At 63.5% G+C, this 18,216-nt stretch carries 12 protein-coding genes; 1 reads left to right on the forward strand and 11 read right to left on the reverse strand.

The annotated features are described in order from the left end of the window. Window positions 1-6: 6 nt before the first annotated feature. The 11 genes from G4G27_RS15985 to G4G27_RS16035 form a co-directional block, all read right to left on the reverse strand. The gene (locus tag G4G27_RS15985; RefSeq protein ID WP_183109571.1) at window positions 7-1,293 is read right to left on the reverse strand and encodes an amidohydrolase family protein; all 1,287 of its coding nucleotides are present in this window, start codon (window positions 1,291-1,293) and stop codon (window positions 7-9) included. Beyond that, window positions 1,290-2,714, reverse strand: a complete 1,425-nt coding sequence (locus G4G27_RS15990; RefSeq protein ID WP_202049593.1) for a M20/M25/M40 family metallo-hydrolase — start codon at window positions 2,712-2,714, stop codon at window positions 1,290-1,292. Before G4G27_RS15990 ends, G4G27_RS15985 begins: the two co-directional genes overlap by 4 nt. Then, window positions 2,711-4,519, reverse strand: a complete 1,809-nt coding sequence (locus G4G27_RS15995) for a DUF885 domain-containing protein (protein WP_183109572.1) — start codon at window positions 4,517-4,519, stop codon at window positions 2,711-2,713. The genes G4G27_RS15990 and G4G27_RS15995 overlap by 4 nt, the downstream gene beginning before the upstream one ends. Further along, entirely contained in the window at window positions 4,516-6,324 is a 1,809-nt protein-coding gene (locus G4G27_RS16000; RefSeq protein ID WP_183109573.1) for a DUF885 domain-containing protein, read from the reverse strand. The genes G4G27_RS15995 and G4G27_RS16000 overlap by 4 nt, the downstream gene beginning before the upstream one ends. Then, a complete protein-coding gene (locus G4G27_RS16005; protein WP_183109574.1) occupies window positions 6,324-8,279 on the reverse strand; it encodes a S9 family peptidase in 1,956 nt (651 codons plus the stop codon). Before G4G27_RS16005 ends, G4G27_RS16000 begins: the two co-directional genes overlap by 1 nt. 35 nt (window positions 8,280-8,314) lie before the next feature. After that, complete coding sequence (locus tag G4G27_RS16010) at window positions 8,315-11,554, reverse strand: TonB-dependent receptor (protein ID WP_183109575.1); 3,240 nt, start codon at window positions 11,552-11,554, stop codon at window positions 8,315-8,317. 677 nt (window positions 11,555-12,231) lie between these two features. Continuing rightward, window positions 12,232-13,206 carry a FecR domain-containing protein gene (locus tag G4G27_RS16015; protein WP_183109576.1) on the reverse strand — a complete coding sequence of 325 codons (975 nt, stop codon included), beginning with the start codon at window positions 13,204-13,206 and terminating at the stop codon, window positions 12,232-12,234. After that, window positions 13,178-13,663 (reverse strand): sigma-70 family RNA polymerase sigma factor, encoded by a 486-nt coding sequence (locus tag G4G27_RS16020; RefSeq protein WP_183109577.1) that lies wholly within the window; start codon window positions 13,661-13,663, stop codon window positions 13,178-13,180. The genes G4G27_RS16015 and G4G27_RS16020 overlap by 29 nt, the downstream gene beginning before the upstream one ends. Before the next feature lie 245 nt (window positions 13,664-13,908). Then, window positions 13,909-14,640, reverse strand: coding sequence for a hypothetical protein (locus G4G27_RS16025; protein ID WP_183109578.1), 732 nt, complete (start codon window positions 14,638-14,640; stop codon window positions 13,909-13,911). A gap of 1 nt (window position 14,641) precedes the next feature. Then, window positions 14,642-16,318 carry an alpha/beta hydrolase-fold protein gene (locus G4G27_RS16030; RefSeq protein ID WP_183109579.1) on the reverse strand — a complete coding sequence of 559 codons (1,677 nt, stop codon included), beginning with the start codon at window positions 16,316-16,318 and terminating at the stop codon, window positions 14,642-14,644. A gap of 104 nt (window positions 16,319-16,422) precedes the next feature. Then, the gene (locus G4G27_RS16035) at window positions 16,423-16,890 is read right to left on the reverse strand and encodes an Lrp/AsnC family transcriptional regulator (RefSeq protein ID WP_183109580.1); all 468 of its coding nucleotides are present in this window, start codon (window positions 16,888-16,890) and stop codon (window positions 16,423-16,425) included. A 129-nt stretch (window positions 16,891-17,019) separates the two neighbouring features. Between G4G27_RS16035 and G4G27_RS16040 the strand changes: the two genes are divergently transcribed. Continuing rightward, entirely contained in the window at window positions 17,020-18,141 is a 1,122-nt protein-coding gene (locus G4G27_RS16040; RefSeq protein WP_183113848.1) for a Glu/Leu/Phe/Val dehydrogenase, read from the forward strand. The last annotated feature ends 75 nt before the right edge of the window (window positions 18,142-18,216 follow it).

Below are 18,216 nucleotides of genomic sequence, written 5' to 3' on the forward strand. Positions count from 1 at the left end.
TCCCCCTTATTTTTTGTAGATTTGTCCCGCCTTCATGACGAAGCCGATATGCTGAAGCAGTCTGACATCGCTCAGCGGATCGCCGCGCACCGCGACGATGTCCGCTGGCTTGCCCACAGCGATCGTGCCCGCCTGTGCATCGATGCCGAGATGGTCGGCGGCATTGACCGTGGCGGTACGGATCGCCTCGATCGGCGACAGGCCGGCCTGCACCAGCAATGCGAACTCACGCGCATTGTCGCCGTGCCGGCTGACGCTGGAATCGGTGCCGAAGGCGATCCTCACCCCTGCCTTGTGCGCCCGCGCCGTCGCACCGATCATCTTTGGCCCGACCAGCAGTGCCTTGGCCCTGGCAGCAGGGCTGAGAAAGCCATTGGGGTCATTGCCCCATTTCGTCACCGTATCGCCGGCCAGCAGCGTGGGCACGAGATAGACGCCGGGCCGGCGGAACAGCCGGATCGATTCATCGTCGAGATACGTGCCATGCTCGATCGAATCCCCACCGGCACGCAGGAACGCGTTGATGCCGTTCGCGCCATGCGCATGCGCGGTGACCTTGCGGCCGAGATTGTGCGCGGTCTCGACGATCGCCTTCATCTCGTCGTCGGTGAATTGCTGGCCGAGCCCCGCCGCCAGATCGGACAGGACCGCGCCGGTCGCGACGATCTTGATGATGTCCGCGCCGCGCTGGATCTGTTCGCGCACCACGCGCCGGCAATCGTCCGCGCCGGAACAGAGATTGGGTCGCCGGATGACTTGCGTCACGTCCCAGCGATAGCCGTAAAGATCGCCCTCGCCGCCATGCGGGCTGATCACATTGCCGGCGGCGATCACGCGTGGCCCCGGCACCCGGCCCGCCGCGATCCCGTCGCGCAGCGCAAAGATCGCGTCATTCTCCTCGCCCAGGTCGGCGACCGTGGTGAAGCCCGCCTCAAGCGTCAGCCTGGCATAATAAGCGCCGTCGATGGCGATCGCCGCAGCGGTCTGTGTGACGCGGCGGACCTTGTCGTCCGGGCCGTTCTGATGGCCGAGATGGACATGGCTGTCGATCAGACCGGGCAGCACGAAACTGTCGCGCAAATCGATCGCATCTGCGCCGCCGACATAACCGGCGCGGATCGCGACCACCTTGCCGTCGCGGATCACGATCGTGCGTTCGGTCTCTACCTTGCCCGTCGCCGGATCGGCAAGCAGCCGGCCGGCATGGATATAGGTTTCCGCGACCGGCTGCGCGCCCGCCGCCCCGACGCCCAGCAACAATGCCAATGCCGCGATCGCCCTGATCAGTTTCATCGCACAGGATCCTTTGCTGTGGCGAGCGCGCGGAAATCCACATCGCTGTCGGCGGCGAGCCAGACCAAAGACGCCAGCGCCGCGACATTCTGATTGAGCGCGTCCGGCTCGATCTTGTCCAGCGTGTCGTTGGCGGTGTGGTGATAGGCGAAATACCGCCCCATATCCTGCTCCAGCACGAAGGTCGGCACGCCGCGTGCGACCAGCGGTCCGATATCGACGCCCCCGCTGCCCGGCCCGTCGCGCGATCGCACGATGCGAAGCGGCGTCAGCACGCGCATCGCCGCCTCGGCAAAGGGGCTGGCATCGACGCCTTTTGGCAAGGACAAGGCATAGACCCGGTCGGCACCGGAATCGCTTTCCATTGCCAGCACATGCTTGTCGATCGCCAGACCCGGCGTGTCGCTATAGGCCCGGCCGCTGACATCGGCGGCGCCCGGCTGAGTCACTTCCTCCGACCCGTACAGGACGACGCGCACGGTGCGGCGGGCTTTACGTTTCTGCTCGCCGATCAGCTTGGCCGCAGCTGTCGCGATCGCCACGCCGGCGCCATCGTCGATCGCGCCGGTGCCAAGGTCCCAGCTGTCGAGATGCGCGCCGAGCAGGACGATTTCATCCGCCGCGCCGCTGCCCATGATGTCGCCGCTGACCTGGCTGGTCATCGCACCCGGCACATAGGCCGCGCTCGAGAACAGCCGCAAACGGACGGCCTCGCCGAGCTTTGCCAGCCGTTCGACCTGCTCCGCATCGGGCACCGCCAGCGCGAAGCTCGGGATCGCCACCACACCATCAACATATCGCGTCGATCCGGTATGCGCGAAACGCTCGCTGCCCGTGGCGAGCGAGCGCAACAGGAACGCCACCGCTCCGCGCTTCGCCGCCTCGGACGGGCCAAAGGCACGCGCCGGGCCGACCTGGCCATATCCATAACCGCGCATCGCGTTCGGCATCGCCTGAGTGATCATCGCGATCTTGCCGGTCAGCGATCCGACCGGCGCAAGCTTGAGTGCATCCAGCGAGTCGAACAGCACGACATCGCCCTCCACCCCGCCAGCCGGCGTCGCGGGCGATCCGCCCAATGCCGTCGCGATCAGCGATTGCGGGTTCGGTCCGACGATCTCGGCGCTTTCCATGCCGCGCGTCCAGCCGGTGATCGGATACCTGTGCACTTTCACATTGCGGAACCCGAACGAACGCAACCGCACCGCGAGCCATTCAGCGGAAGCACGCTCGGACACCGAACCTGCCGGCCGCGCGCCGAAGCGCGTGGTCAACTCGCTCACCACCTCCATCGCCACATTGCCACCCGCAACCGCCCGATCGCGCAACGCCGCGGCGACCTTCTCATCTGACTTCTCATCCGGCGGCGGTGCCGCCGCCATGAGTGCCACCGTTGCGGCAAGGAGCAGCGCGATCCTCACGCCTTGCGCCCGCCGGCGGCGATCCAGCCATCGATCGTCTCCTCCAGCATCGGCAAGGGCAGTGGCCCATTGCCGAGCACGACATCGTGGAACGCGCGCAGGTCGAACGCCTTGCCCAGTTTCGCCCTGGCCCGTTCGCGCAGTTCGAAGATCTTGCGCATCCCGATATAATAGGAATTCGCCTGGCCTGGAATGACGATGTAGCGGTCGATCTCGCGCTGATTGTCGTAATGGCTCGACGGCATGTTGTGGTCGAGATAGGCGGTCGCCCGTTCGCGCGTCCATTTGAGCTGATGGATGCCGGTATCGACGACCAGCCGGCAAGCGCGCATCAGCGCCAGCGAGAGCCGCCCGAAATCGGCATAGGGATCGGCATAGAGCCCCATCTCCTTGGGCAGCCGTTCGGTATAAAGGCCCCATCCCTCACTGAAAGCAGCGATGCTGGCGAACCGGCGGAACCTGGGCAGGCCGGTCATCTCATGCGCGAGGCAGGTCTCGATATGATGACCGGGCACGGCTTCGTGATAAAGCGTGACGGGCAATTGATAACGCGGCTGCGCCTTCATCTCGGCAAGGTTGATATAGAAGATGCCCGGCGCCGACCCGTCCTGTGGCGGATTGCGGTAGAATGCCTTGGGCGCCGACCGCTCGCGCCACGCCTCGACCGGGCGGACCACGACCGGCGCCTTGGGCAGCACGCTGAACAATTCGCCTTGCCGCGCGCTGATCTCGGCAAGCAGCGCTTCGGCCTCGGCGATATAGGCGGCACGCCCTTCCGCCGTATCGGGATGATAGAATTGCGGATCGCTGCGCATGAAGGCGAAAAAGGCCTGCAGGTCGCCCTTGAACCCGACCCGTTTCATGATCGCGCGCATCTCGTCATGGATGCTCGCCACTTCGCGCAGGCCCAGCGCATGGATTTCGTCCGCCTTGATCGGCAGCGTCGTATAGGCCTCGAGCTGCGCCTCGTAATAGGCCGGGCCGTCGGGCAGCTTCCAGATTCCGTCGGTCGTATCGGCCTTGGCTTCGGCCGCGCGAAGATGCGCGATCAGCGCGCGGTAGCCGCTGGCAAAGCCGGCGTTCAGCGCGGTCGTGGCGCGCGCGACCAGCTCGGCCCGCTCGGCATCGCTGAATTTCGCCTTGGCGACCTTGGCGCGGAAATCGGCCAGGATCGGGCTGTCCGTCCCGCTCGTGTCGAACGGGGCGCCTTTCAGCATATTCTCGCACGGCTCGATCACCTGCGCATAGACGAAGCGCGGCGGCCGGATGCCCTTTGCCTCCTGCCGCGCCATTTCGACGATCGCCTGACGCATCAGCGGCCCGACCCCGTCGAGCCGCGCGATATAGGCATCGGCATCGCCGCGCGTGGTGATCGGATGGCTACCGGTGAGCGTGTTCGGCACACCGGTATGCAGCCCGCCCATCTGGGTCATCGCATAATCATGATCGCGCCAGCGGAAATTGCGCACCGATTGTTCGGTGAAGCGCTTGAACATGCGATAGCTGAGCCGCGCCTGGGGCGAGAGCCTGGCCGGGTCGAACCCGCCAAGCGCTTTCAAATCCTCGCGCACCAGCGCTGCATTCTCCAACGCGCGCGCTTCGCTCACATCGTCCCATTTGTCCTGGTTGGTGCGGATGCCGAGCGAGGATTGCCGTATCGGGCTACGCGCCAGGCCACGCTGGAAGACGCGCTCGAAGAAGGCGTCGAGCCGCGCATCTTCATCCGTCTCCGCCGCGAAGACGGGCATGGCGAACGACGCGGCGAGCAATGCCGCCGATCCGGTAAAGGCACGCCGGCTGATCATGCGGATTTTCCTCCTCGGGCCATCCAGGCCTGGACATTGGTTTCGAGCATCGGCAGCGGCAGCGCCCCGCTGCCCAGCACGACATCGTTAAAGGCGCGGATGTCGAACCGCGGCCCCAGCGTGGCGCGGGCGCGGTCGCGCAAGCCGACCATGGAAAGCTTGCCCATTTCATAGGCACAGGCCTGACCCGGGGTGACGATATAGCGCTGGATCGACCCGATATTGTCGGCATGCGTCGCGGGCGTATTCTCATCCGCCCAAGCGATCGCCCGTTCGCGACTCCAGCGCAGCGCATGCACGCCGGTATCGACGACCAGCCGCCCGGCACGCATCAGTTCCATCGAAAGCCGGCCGAATTCCTGCCAGGGATCGTCGTACAACCCCATCTCCAGTGGCAATTGCTCGGCGAACAGCGCCCAGCCTTCGCTGAACGCGGTATAATCGTTGAACGCGCGGAAGCGCGGCAACCCGGTCAGCGCGCGCGTCACAGCCTTTTCGAGATGATGGCCGGGCACGCCTTCATGATAGGACAAAGCCGATAATTCGAAGATCGGCAAGTTCCGCATGTCACGCGTGTTGACGTAGAGGATGCCGGGCCGCGACCCGTCCGCCGAAGGCGCGAAATAACCCGCCGTGCCCGCCGACGCCTCGAGCCACGGCTCGACCGGCTTGACCAGCACTTCGGCGCTCGGGGCATGCGTCATGATCTCGCCGAGCCGCGCGGTCACCGCGGCGATCTTGCCACGCATCGCGTCGAGATAAGCCGCCTTGCCCGCCGCCGTATCGGGATAATAGAATTGCTCCGCGCTCCGCACATGCGCAAACAACTCGGGCAGCGACCCGGTGAAACTCGTGCGCTTCATCAACGCGCGCATTTCGCCGTGCAACCGCGCGGTCTCGTCCAGACCGATGCGATGCACTTCCTGTGGCGAGGTCGGCAGCGTCGTCTCCCAACGCAGCGCCGCCGCATAATAGGCCTCGCCATCGGGCAGCCGCCACACGCCGTCGTCGCAGTTCGCGGTGCAGCGTGCCTTTTCGAGATGCGCGATCAGGTGGCGGAAACCAGGGGCGAAGCCGTCGCGCAGCCCTGCCTCCGCCGCCGCGATCAGCGTCGCCTTTTGCGTATCGGCGATCGTCAGCGCCGCGACCTTGCCCCTGAAATCCGCGAGGATCGGGCTGTCACCGCCGCTTTGGAACGGCGCGCCGGTGATCAGCTTTTGGCAATTGCCGATCACCAGCGGATTGGCGAACACTGGCGGACTCACGCCGTTCGCCGCTTGCCGTTCCAGCTCGACGACGACTTGCGCCAGATGTGCCTTCACATTGTGCAGCCGTGCGACATAGGCCTCGGCGTCGGCCACGCTCGCAATCGGATGATTGTTGATCAGCGTCTGCGGGATCCAGCGCTGCGGCCCACGCATCTGGCACACCGGATAACGATTGCCGCGCCAACGATGCCGCTCGATCGATTCTTCGGCATCATAGGCGAACAGGCGATAGCTGAGCGCCGCGACCGGGTTCAGCCTGGTCCGGTCGAAACCGCGCAACGCGGCGAGATTGTCCCGCACCAGCGCGATCTCCGCCTCGGCATGCGCCGTGCCGATATCCGGCCAGCGATCCTGATTGCCCTTCAGCCCCAGGTCGGACTGGGCACCGGCGTTGCGTGCCAGATTGCGCTGGAACACGGTTTCGAAAAACGCATTGAGCCGCGCGCTCTCATCCTGCGGTACGCGCGCCAACGCCGGCGTCGCGGCGAGCGCGGCGCCGACCGCGATCACGTCCCGCCGCGAGAGCGCATGGTTCATCACTTGCCGATCGGGAAATCGCCGATCGACGACACGTCGTGCGCGCTGGGGCTCCCGGCAGGGGTCGTCGCGACGGGGCCGCCCTTCACATGCGTATCGAGGAAAGTCTTGATCGCGCGATACGCGGTGATCTGATTGGCTTTCTTGCGGAAACCATGGCCCTCGTCGGGAAATACGACATACTCGACCGGCACGCCGTTCGCCTTGACCTTGGCGACGATATCCTCGGATTCGACCGGCAGGACGCGTGGGTCGTTCTGCCCCTGCAGCACAAGCAATGGCCGCTTGATCTGCTCGGCATGGAATACCGGCGAGATTTTGCGCAGATACTCGGCATCCTTGTCGGGATCGCCGACTTCGGTGAACAACAGGCGGCGCAGATCCTCCCACCAGCTCGGCGTGTTGGCGAGCAGCCGCGGCCAGTTCGCCACACCATATAGATCGACCCCGGCGGCAAACTCCTCGGGCCGGAAGGCGAGCCCGGCAAGCACCATATAGCCGCCATAGCTTTGCCCCTGGATCACCACCTTGGCCGGATCGACCATACCGGTCGCGGCGAGCATTTTCTTGGCCGCGACGACATCGTCGAGATCGGCATCGCCATGCTTGTGATCGTCGAGATGATAGAAGGTCCGCCCCGACCCGCTGCTGCCGCGATTGTTGATCTCGAACACGACATAGCCGTTGTTGACCAGATACTGGACGAGCGGGCGATAGCCGATCGCGCTCTCATCGCCGGGACCGCCATGGACGTGGATCACCGCTGGGCGCTTGTCGCCCTTCTTCGCGCCCTTCGGCATGTAGAGAATACCGGGCACCTGCTGCCCGTCATAAGAGGCGAAGCGCACCACTTCGCCCGCGACCAGGTCGCTCGCGGCAATCCCTGGCGCCTGCGCGCTGAGCAGCAATTTCCGTTTGCCGGTCTTCAGGTCGAGCAGGAACACATCACCCGGCATGCTGCCGTTCGAGGCGCGGAGCAGCGCCAGCGGCTTGCCGTGCGCCAGCTGCAAACCGACACTCGCACCCGGCATCGGATTGGCAAAGGCGAGCGGCGCGAAGCTCTTTGCATCGAGCAGATAAGGCCGGCCCCGCGCATCCTCATTGACCGAGACGATCAGCGTCTTGCCGTCGCGCGAAAAGGCCGCGCCCTGCACATCCCATTTCGCCTTGAACACGGGCGCAACGGTCCGCGTCGCCAAATCCTGCCGCGCGAGATAAGTGAATTCGCCGCCATCGTCGGTGGTGTAGAACAGGGTGGCGCCTTCGGGCGCGAAGGTCTGCGGCTCGCACGCGACCGGCTTTCCTTCGGGCGTGAGCTGGATCAGCTTCGCTTCGGTCCGGTCATAGACATAACAATGTTTGGTCGCGTTATCGACGATCCGGCTCAGCGCGACATAACGCCGGTCGGGGCTGACCGCGCGCACCTGATAAGCCTTGTCGTTCTCGAACAACCGGGTCTTGGCATAGCCATCGGCCTGAATCTCATACAGGTCGAAATAACGCGGGTCGCGCTCATTGGTCTGGACGAAGAACGACTTGCCGTCCTCCACCCAGCCAACGAAGCGCGCGACATGCTTCGCGCCGGGGGTCGTGTCTTTGGTCGTGCCGTCGAGCTCGCGGACATAGATATGCGCCAGTTCGTTGCCGCCCTGGTCACTCGAAAACAGGATGCGCTCGTCGTTCGGAAAATAACCGATCGCGCTGACCGTCTCCTTGACCGAGCTGGTCAACGCCGTCGCCGGACCACCCGACGACGGCATGACATAGATATTGGCGATGCCGGTGCGATTGCTGGTGAAGATCAGCTTCGAATCGTCCGGCGACCAGGACATGCCGCCGATGGAATCCGCCCCCATCAGCTGTTCGATCGTGTAATGTTTCGATTGCCGGTCGGCGGCCGCCGCGGGAGCGGCCAGGCCCAGGGTCAGCGCCAGAAATCCCGATACCCTGTACAAATGCCGTCTCCCGCGAACGCCGAACATTATTTGCCTCAAAGGCCAGCCGTCACGCTGAACAGGAAGCGCCGGCCGATCAGGTCGTACGTGCCGAAGCTTCTCGAAAAGAGCTGCGACGCCGTTGGCTGACGATCGAACAGATTGTTGACGACGAGCTGGAGCGAGAAGCGGTCATTGACCCGCACGCCAACCGTCGAATTGAACCGCCAATAGGACCCGATCAGATTGTCCTTGTCGGCGATCGTGGCCGAGGTCGCCAGAATGTCGTTCTTGACCGGCCCCGTATAGAGCCCCTGCAGCAACAGATCGAGCGCCGCGCCCTGATAGCCCAGGTTGAACTGGCCCGACCATTTGGGCAGCCCGACGCCGCCGACCGAGTTGGATGTCGGCGTGCTGTCGGTGATCAGCAGTTCGTATTTGTTATTGTGGAACATCTTCACGCCGAGCTTGATCCGACCCTGCTTTTCCAATGCAGTCATGCCGAAATTATATTCGGCGGCGACGATCAGGCCGGAGAATTTGAGCCCTGCGGTGTTGATATACCCGCTGCGATAGCCGTTTGCGATATCGCCGACATGGCGGGTCGGGTTGGCAGTGCCGGGGCCGACCTCGGCTGCGGTGAGACGGCGGAATTGTCCGCAACCGGCCGCATTCGGAAAATCATTGCTGTCGTAACAGGCATTGACCACCTGCTGGATTCCCAGGCTTTCGATCCCGCCGGTCAGGTGGATATGCGTCCAGTCAGCGGAAACCCGGAAACCGGGGATCAATTTGGGCTGATAGACGATGCCCGCCGACCAGGACCGTGCTTTCTCGTTTTGAAGATTCTCATTGCCGGACACCGTGCCGATCGGCGAAAGTCCGGCAGTCGTCGGATCGAAGATCGCGGGGCTGGAAATGCCCAGCGCACTGAGCGCTGCGGCGCAATTGGCGGCGCGCGCGGTCGCATTGTCGCCGCGCTGATAATTGGCCGGCGCACAAGGGTCGCTGATCGCACCCCGGGTCGGCGACGCGCCGGAAAACAATTCGGTGACCGCAGGCGCACGGATCGCGCGCGCATAGGTTCCACGCAGCAACAGGCCATCCAGCACACCCGGCAAGCGCGGCGCGAAGCGGCCGCCGACCGCCCAGGTCACATCACCGCCGGCGATCGAATTGTCGACGTAACGAGCCGAACTGTCGACGCTGAGATTCTTGATGATCGGAATGTCCTGCGACTCCGACACGATCGGGATCGACAACTCGCCATAGAGCTCCTTGGTATTGTAGCTTCCCTTATTGGGCGAAAAGGGGCTGGCGAGGTCGAGGCCGAGTAAGGTCGCGCCAGCTCCGAGCACGCGATCGACGCTGAAATCGCCCATTTCCTTGCGGTATTCAGCGCCGATGTTGAACGCGATCGGCTCGGGGCTGATCCGGAACGGCAGCGCCCCGTTGAAGTTCGCCGTCGCGACGAACTGCTGGTTCAGGCTGACGGCGCGTCCGCGATCGAGAACATATTTCGCCGCTTCGTCGGTGAATGCGTTTTCGCCGAAGACGTTGAACGGCACACAGCTTCCGCCGCTCGCACACACGATATTGCCACTGCCGTCCCTGACCGCATCGACCGCAGCGAGGAAACGGTCATTGTTGATGTAGCTCATCTCGGTGACCGCGCGGCTCTTGCCGTAATTGACCGATAGCTCCCACGCCGCAGGCTCGCCGAACAGGCTGGTCTTGCCTTCAAGGCCGCCGACGAAACGATAGAAATTGACCGTGTTGACCGTCAGGCCGCCGCGGTCGAGCAAATCGCTGAAATTGCGTGCCAGCACGAAATCGCCGGTGATGCCATTTGCCGCCAGCGTGTTGCGCGCCGCAGTCGAAATGAAGGGATTGTTGGCCGACACGGTCAGGATCGTGCCGCTGACATAGGGTGAGGTGAACGCGGCGACCTCGCTCAGCTCCTTGCCCTCGCTGCGTGCATAGGAACCTTCGAACACCATGCGGATCGACGGCGTCAGGTCATAATGGCCGATGGCGCTGACGATCGCACGCTTGGTCGGCGACAACAGGCTGAAATGGTCCGCCATGCGAACGCCGTCGCCACCGTCGAAGAGAACGCTGCGGACATTGGTACCCGGGACATAGGGCTGAAGGTCACCACCCCGGAACTGGAGCGACCGGCCGGAACTGTCACGGATGAAATCGAATGTGTTGGGGTCGAAGGGCAGCCCGCCTTCGGTGAAATACCCGTATACCAGGTCGTTGGTGACGGTGTTGGACGGCGTCGAACTCGGCGTAGGCACCGCATAGCGGAGGCCGGATCGCTCGCTGAGCACCATCCCCTTTTGCTCATGATACTCGCCACTGATCGCGATATTACCGCGACCTTCGTCGAAATTGAGGCCAGCCAGGCCGCGGATCGAATAACCCGGCGCGTCGCCCCGCTCGGCGATGCCATATTGTCCGGTCACGCTGAGGCCCTGGTATTTGTCCTTCAGGATGATGTTGACGGTGCCTGCGATCGCGTCGGAACCATAGATCGGCGCGCCGCCGATCGCGATCGTCTCGACCCGCTCGATCAATCCAACCGGAATGACGTTGAGATCGACCTGTTGCCCGGGGGACGCGCTATTGCCGCTACCCGAGATCGAGTTGGACGAGACCGCCCGCCGGCCATTGATCAGCGCAAGCGTGCGCTGCGATCCGAGGCCGAGAAAATCGACGAAGCTTTGTCCGGCATTGAATGTGCCCTGTGACGCGCCGATCGGGTTGACGCCCGAAGCGACGAAGCCCGGCGTATCGTCGAACACCTGCGCGACATTGGTATAGCCGCGTTGCGCGATCACCTCGGCATCGGTGACGATGGTCGCCTCAAGCGTGTCGAAACCGGGGCGACGGATGCGCGAACCGGTGACGATGATGTCGGGATCGGTTTCCTCGCGGATCGGCGCATCGACCGCCGCCGTTTCCGTCGCGCGACGGATGACAACGGTATTCTCGCCGCTCGCAACAACTTCCAGCCCGGTATCGGCGAGCATCCGCTGCAACGCCTCGACCGGGGTATAATCGCCCTTGACCGGGTTGGTCTTGATCCCGGCGAGATCAGCGTTGGGCGCCATCACCTGGACACCCGATTCGACCGCGATCTTCTGCACATTCTGTGCGGCGTCGCCGGCCGGGAGATTATAACTCTGGCGGCTCTGCGCTGCGACCGGCGCCGCCCACAACATGATTGCCGCGGCGCTGCCGAATAAAGCCGCACGCTTGTCGAACCGGACTTTCTTTGCCCACCCCATCGAAAATCTCCCTGCCACCCGGCGCGAACCAATCGCCCTCAAGACTGAAGAGTGTCGGGGCTGCAAAATCCGCCATTATGGTCCCAATTGAGGTCCTGTCCCCAGTACGGATCGACATTCAAGTCGATTGATAGGCGCTCAGCGAAGAAAGACGTGCCCCTAAACCCAGCTTCTTCCCTGACCGTCAGGCCGGGGACATTCGCCACCTGGCGGCTCGATTCAGATTTTTTCCGAACGCCGTCATGCCTGCTCCCCGACGCAACTGTCGCGCGTCGGCAAAAGGCTATGCGACGGGCCAATTGAATCGGAGCAACCGGAAACATGGCCATGACTCCCACCGACATTTCCCGATATTCCCGTAGGCACATCTGTAACATCCCGTACAGGCGCGTCGAAAATCCCGCGGATTTTCCCGTAAATTCCCGTAGAACCCGCGAAAAAGCATTTTCCCGTCGCGCTTCCCGTAACCACGGGAATTTTAAACGCTCGCAGCTGTGGCGAAATGCGCTGCGCCACACTGAATGACCCGCCGATTCAATACCGCCGGTCGAACCGTTAGAGCGCTTTCAAGCGGGTCATCCGCCCCGACGGCACGTCTCTCGCCGCCGTCCCGCTCTTTCACATGACGAGAACCGAACACGCTCCCGTTGCGTCGGATTGTGAAGGGCGATCCGCCCTTAGTGCGAGGGGGAGTTTTGCTGGCGCACCAGGCGCAATTGCTTGCCCTGTTCGATCACTTCGCCGTTGAACGCGTGCGCCGCCGCCTTGGCGAATGCGCGCGCATCGCCGACCTTGAACACGCCGATGAATTCGGCGCGCGCCAGCGTGGGATCGTCGATCACCACTTGCAGGTCGGTATAGCGGTTCACATTGGCGGCAGCGGTGCCGAGCGATTGGCCGTTGAATACCAGCAGGCCCTTGCGCCAGGCGGTGCTGCGCTGCACATCGCTCGCATCGAGCTTGGCCAGCCGTGGGCCGGTGGTTGCGGCGACGAATTGTTCGTTCTGGCGCAGCAGGCGCGACTGCCCTCCGGCCGTTCCGGTCGCGCCGGCGATCGAGACGATCCCTTCCTCCACCGTCACCTCGACATCCTTGTCCTCCAGGCCGACGACGAATTCGGTGCCGACCGCGCGCACCGCGATGCCATTGGCATCGACGATGAACGGTCTCTCCTTGTTGTGCGCGACCTTGAACGACGCCTCGCCACGGCGCAGCACGATGCGGCGCGTGCCGGCCTCGTAACGCACCTGGATCGCCGAATCGCCGTTGAGCACGACGGTCGACCCATCCTCCAGCGCGATCGTGCGCACCTCGCCTTTTGCGGTCGAGATGCGCCCGGCCATATGGTCATAGGTTATCCCGCCGCCGAGCACGGCGAAGGCGACCGACGCGGCCATCGCATAGCGCGGCCAGCGCGCGGTACGTTCTTCGACCGGCTCGACGCGCGAGCCGCTGTCCAGCGCCGCCACCCGGTCGATATCCAGCCACAGCGCCTGGGCGCGCACATAGGCGCCCAGATGCCGGCTGTCGCGGCCGAGCCAGGTTTCGAGTTGCTCGCTGTGGGAAGGATCGAGGGGATGTTCGGCAGATCGGATCGCCCAGGCGGCCGCCTGAGCGTCGATTTCATCCCCATTTCCAGAACCTGGGTTCACCGGCAATCCTGTTCCTCGCGCCCGTCGGCGCTTCCTTGATCTGTTCCGACACCAGGCGAAGCGCCTTGGCCAGATGTTTTTCCACCGTGCTTTCGGCGATGCCCATCCGTTCTGCAATCTGTCGTTGCGACAGTTCGTCGAACTTCTTCAGCTGGAACGCCTGCCGGCATTTCGGCGGAAGCTGCGCCAGGATCGCATGCAATCGAGCCACTTCTTCCTGACCGCTCAGCCGACGATAAGCACCCATCTCGTCGTCTACGATGTTCAGCGACTCCAAATCCGCCATAAGCTCGATCGAGACGATGCGCGAGCGCCGGATATGTTCGCCGACAATGTGGCGCGCGGTGACGAAGAAATAGGCCCGCGCGTTGATGATCGCATCGGCATCGGCCGACCAGAGCCGGGCATAAGCCTCCTGCACGACTTCATCGACTTCGCAGGATTCGAGCCCGCGCACGCGCCCGGCAAGCCATTTGCGCACGTCGCCTTCGTGCGGCAGCACTTCGCGCGCGAACCAGCGGAGTCGGGCTTGATGTTCCATCGGACACGATGGCAACAGCAATTGCCCGCGCCGTCAAGGAAAAATGACGAATAGATGAACTATTCGTGAAATAAATCAGATGTTTAAATGAATAAAGCCGACGCGCCGCTACGCCGGAAAGCTTGATGCTTCCGACGTCGTGTCGCTTTTCGGAGGTCAGGTCACTGACTGATGCGCTTGACCACCTTTCCCTGGGGATCGAGGAACTCGATGCTCGGCATGCCATCGGCGCCGACCTTGAGTAGCAGCCGTGTCTTGCCGCTTTTATCGGCGAGCCGGACGATCGCGTCGTCAATCGCCTTGCCGGCAAAGACACGCTCCGCGCCGCCGCCGCCATTGGCATTGGCGAAAGCCTGCATTTCGCCGCGGATCTTCTGTTTCTCCGCGTCGCTCGGCGCGCGCGCGGCGCGATCGCTCATCTCCATCAACGGCTTGATCGAATAATCCGGCCGGTCCCAGACGCGCAGGCCGGCGGTGCGCCGGCCGTTCGCTTCGGTATATTGGATGCCGACGGTCTGGTCCTGCTTGTACTGATCGAGCGTCAGGCTGCCGCTCGCCGAATACTGATCGCCGGCGCGGTTGCTGCCGTAAGTCAGCCCGCCGACCTCATCGCCCTCATCGTTGAAGAACAGCATCCCGCCGCCAGTTCGGGCGTGATGCTTATATTCCTTGCCCTCCATGAACAGCCCGGGAAAGCGCTCGCTATTGGAAAGCACGAGACGGTATTTGCCGTTCGGTTCGACGATGTTGAGCCGCTTCACGCTGACTTCGTCGAACACCGCCTTTTGAGGACCGGCGCCCGCCACGACCCATGCCGCGGGCAGCGCCGCCCCGGCCAGGAACCCGGCACCCACCAGCGCGATGCGCATCCGCGATCGTGTCATGACGCTCATCTCAATAGTTCCAGTCTGTCAGCGGCGCGCCGGCGGGCGCGTTCTTGCGCACATGGTCGGCAACTTCGCGCACCACGCCGGCCCAGTCGGTATGATGCCAGTTATGGCCCTTTTTCGGCCGGCCATAGAGGAAGCGGATCGGATAATCCTTGCCCCCGACTTCACCGATCATGTCCTCGAACTTGTAGACCGCAAGGTTGAGCGAGAAATCGTCCATTTCGCCGGCAAAGAAATTGAGCTTGCCGCTGAGCTTCGGGCCAAGCGTCGCCCAATTGTCGCGCATATAGCCGGACAGGTCATAGCCTTTCTCGCGCATATATTTGACCACGTCCTTGTTGATCACGCCGGTCTTCTTGTCGAACAGCAGCACCGGATAACCATCCGCGCCGACCGGGCCGTGCGTCGCCTGCCAGATGTCGAGCTGGTAGAAGGAGCGCCCCTTTGACCCGAGCGCGCCTTCGAGCGCGGACAGGTCACGCATCGTGAAGAGCGGGAAGCCCTCGCGGCTGCGACGGAAGAGCTTTTCGTTCACGGTCCACTCGCTCGAGCGGAGGGTGAACATATTGTCCTCCTTGTAGATATCGGTCTGCTGATAGCGCGTGAAGTCGATCGGATCGGGATTGAACACCCATGCGCCACCGAACAGGTCGGGATAATGGAGCTGCATCGCCAGCGCTTCCCAGCCGCCGGTCGAGGCGCCCTCGACGATCCGCGCATAGGGCTGATCGATCAAGCGGAAGGTCTTCTCCAGATAGGGGATCAATTCCTTGGTGATCGCATCACCCCAGGGGCCGTTATTGGCCGAATTGAGCGCATAGCTTTCGATGAAATAGGGTCCCGGCGAGACCAGCGAGACGCCGACCATGCGCGGGAATTTGTCCGATTTCCATTCCTGCGAGAATTGATAGCCGGTCTTCACATTGGCATCGGCGGCATTGCGTCGCGCGCCTTCGGTATCGCTCTTGGGGTCGTCGTCGAACGTGAACGAGCCGCCGAAATGGCCAAAGGTATAGATGGCCGGATAACGAACCTTGGGATTATCCTGGAACCCCTTGGGGATCAGCACTTCGGCACCGATCGTCATCGGCACGCCCCAGAAATCGGACAGGATCTTGCTCTTGATCGTCACGCGCTTGATCCACGGCGTGTCGACTTCCTTGTCCATCGGCCCGATCGTTTCGGACAGCGTCAGCGCGACCGGCGCGGTCGCGGCGGGATCAAGCTTGACCTTGGCGACCTTGCTATAGGGATTGCCCGGATTCATGAATGCGATGACGCGCTGCTGCGTCACCGGCACCCAGATCGTATGGCCGTCGGACCGCTTGGTCTGGGTATAGGCGATCAGCACCGCCTGGACGCTATAATCGCCAGCGGGCAGCTTGCTCATGTCGAACGGAAACCCGTCCGCCTTGGCATCGACGATCCTGGTTTCGCCAGGCTTGAGCCCCTCGACATCGACACCGAAGAGCGGCGGGCCGTTCATCGCAATCGCCATCCGTGGTTCGGGCGTATCCTTGCGCGCGGTGATGACGATCAGGCGGCCGGTCACCGGCCCCTTGACGGTCGCCGGCAGCGTGACCGCGAAACGTACCTGCGCCGCCGCCGGCAAAGCCGCCACGACCGCGATCAGCGACGAGATCAGGACAATCACTGCCCTGGATATCTTGGCGAAATACACGCACGTCCCCCTCATCACCCGGCCTCGATTCACTCGGGTCTGCAGGTTATGATGGACGAGATCGGGATTTCCGCCATTGCAACCGGAACGGATCGTTTTCCGCTTTAGTCGAGCGGCAGTTCGGTGGTCGACTTGATCTCCGACAGCGCGACCATCGAGTTGATTTCCTGGATCCCGGGCACCTGCGACAATTTGTCGAAGAAGAAGCGTTCATAGGCATCGATGTCGCGCGCGACGATGCGCAGCATGAAATCGACCGGCCCCATCAGCACGAAGCAGTCGAGTACTTCGGGAAACTGGCGGATCGCGTCGGAAAATTCGGCAAGGTTGGACCGGCCATGTGCCGATAGCTTGACCTGCGCGAAGACCTGCGCGTTGAGCCCGACCTTGCGCCGATCGACCAGGCTGACCTGACCGCGGATATAGCCATCCTGCTTCAATCGCTGGATACGCCGCCAGCACGGCGCCTGCGACAGGCCGACCGCATCGGCGATGTCGGTGGTCGAGCGCGACGAATCGACCTGGAGCAGCTTGAGGATCTTGCGATCGAACGCATCAAGCTCATCCGACATAAATTACTCTCCAGATTACAGATCGGAGAATATCTTATTCGTTTTCTCTCTTCGCAGCAACGATTGCGCAATTTTTCTCAGCACATCACCTGTTAGTTTGTCAGCGCTGGAGGAAGCCTGATGACCTATATGACATTCGAGAACGGCGCCGATTTTCAGGAAGAACTGGTCGTCATCGACGATCCGGCCGCTGGATTGAGCGGCGTCATCGCGATCCATTCCACCACGCTCGGGCCGGCCGCGGGCGGTTGTCGGCTATGGCATTATGACGGCACCGCCGATCTCGCGCGCGATGCGGTCCGCCTGGCGCGCGGCATGAGCTACAAGAATGCGCTGGCCGGGCTGCCGCTCGGCGGCGGCAAGGCGGTGCTGCGTCGCCCGCCGGGCGAGTTCGACCGCACCGCGCTATTCCATGCGTTCGGCGAGGCGGTGGCGCGGCTGAACGGCCGCTATGTGACCGCCGAGGATGTCGGCACATCGGTTGCCGACATGAAACTGGTGCGCGAACGCACGCGGCATGTCGCCGGACTCGATGCGCTGCCCGGCCGGGCCGGGGGCGATCCCTCATCCTGGACCGCGCTCGGCGTGTTCGAGGCGATGCAGGCGGCGGCCGGCAGGCGCTTCGGCCGCAGCCTGCACGGCATGACCGTGGCGGTGCAGGGCGTCGGCAATGTCGGCGCGGGACTGTGCCGGCTGCTTCATGCCGAAGGCGCGCGGCTGATCGTCGCTGACACCGATGCGCGGCGCGTGGCACGACTGGTCGAGGAACTCGGCGCCGAGAGCTGCGGCGTCGACGAGATCGCCGCCGTGCCCGCCCAGATCTTTGCGCCGTGCGCGCTGGGCGGCGTGCTCAACGACCGGACGATCCCGCTGCTTCAGGCCAAGCTGATCTGCGGCGCCGCCAACAACCAGTTGGCGACCGACGAGGACGGCGCGGCGCTGATGCGGCGCGGCATCACCTATGCGCCCGATTATGTCGTCAATGCCGGCGGCATCATCAACGTGTCGGCCGAATATCTGGGCGAGACCAGCCAGCAGGTTCGCGCCCGTGTCGGGCTGATCGCCGCGCGCCTGATCTCGATCCTGCGCGAAGCGGAAGATAGCGGATCGCCGACCAACCGGGTCGCCGACGCGCTGGCCGCGCGGATCATTGCCGATGCCATGCCCGGTGCCGGTGCGGGTGCCGCCGCGACGCGAGTTGTCGCGCCGCCGGTTCGTCCGCCGCTGGTCTTTGCGCCGGCCACCGGATGACGGCGGCCGCGTGCCCGCCCCGTATTCGGCCAAAAGCATAGCGAATAAGCCGATAAGCGCGCCGCCATGTGCGAT

The sequence above is a fragment of the Sphingomonas sp. So64.6b genome, from assembly GCF_014171475.1.
Lineage (GTDB): Bacteria > Pseudomonadota > Alphaproteobacteria > Sphingomonadales > Sphingomonadaceae > Sphingomonas > Sphingomonas alpina_A.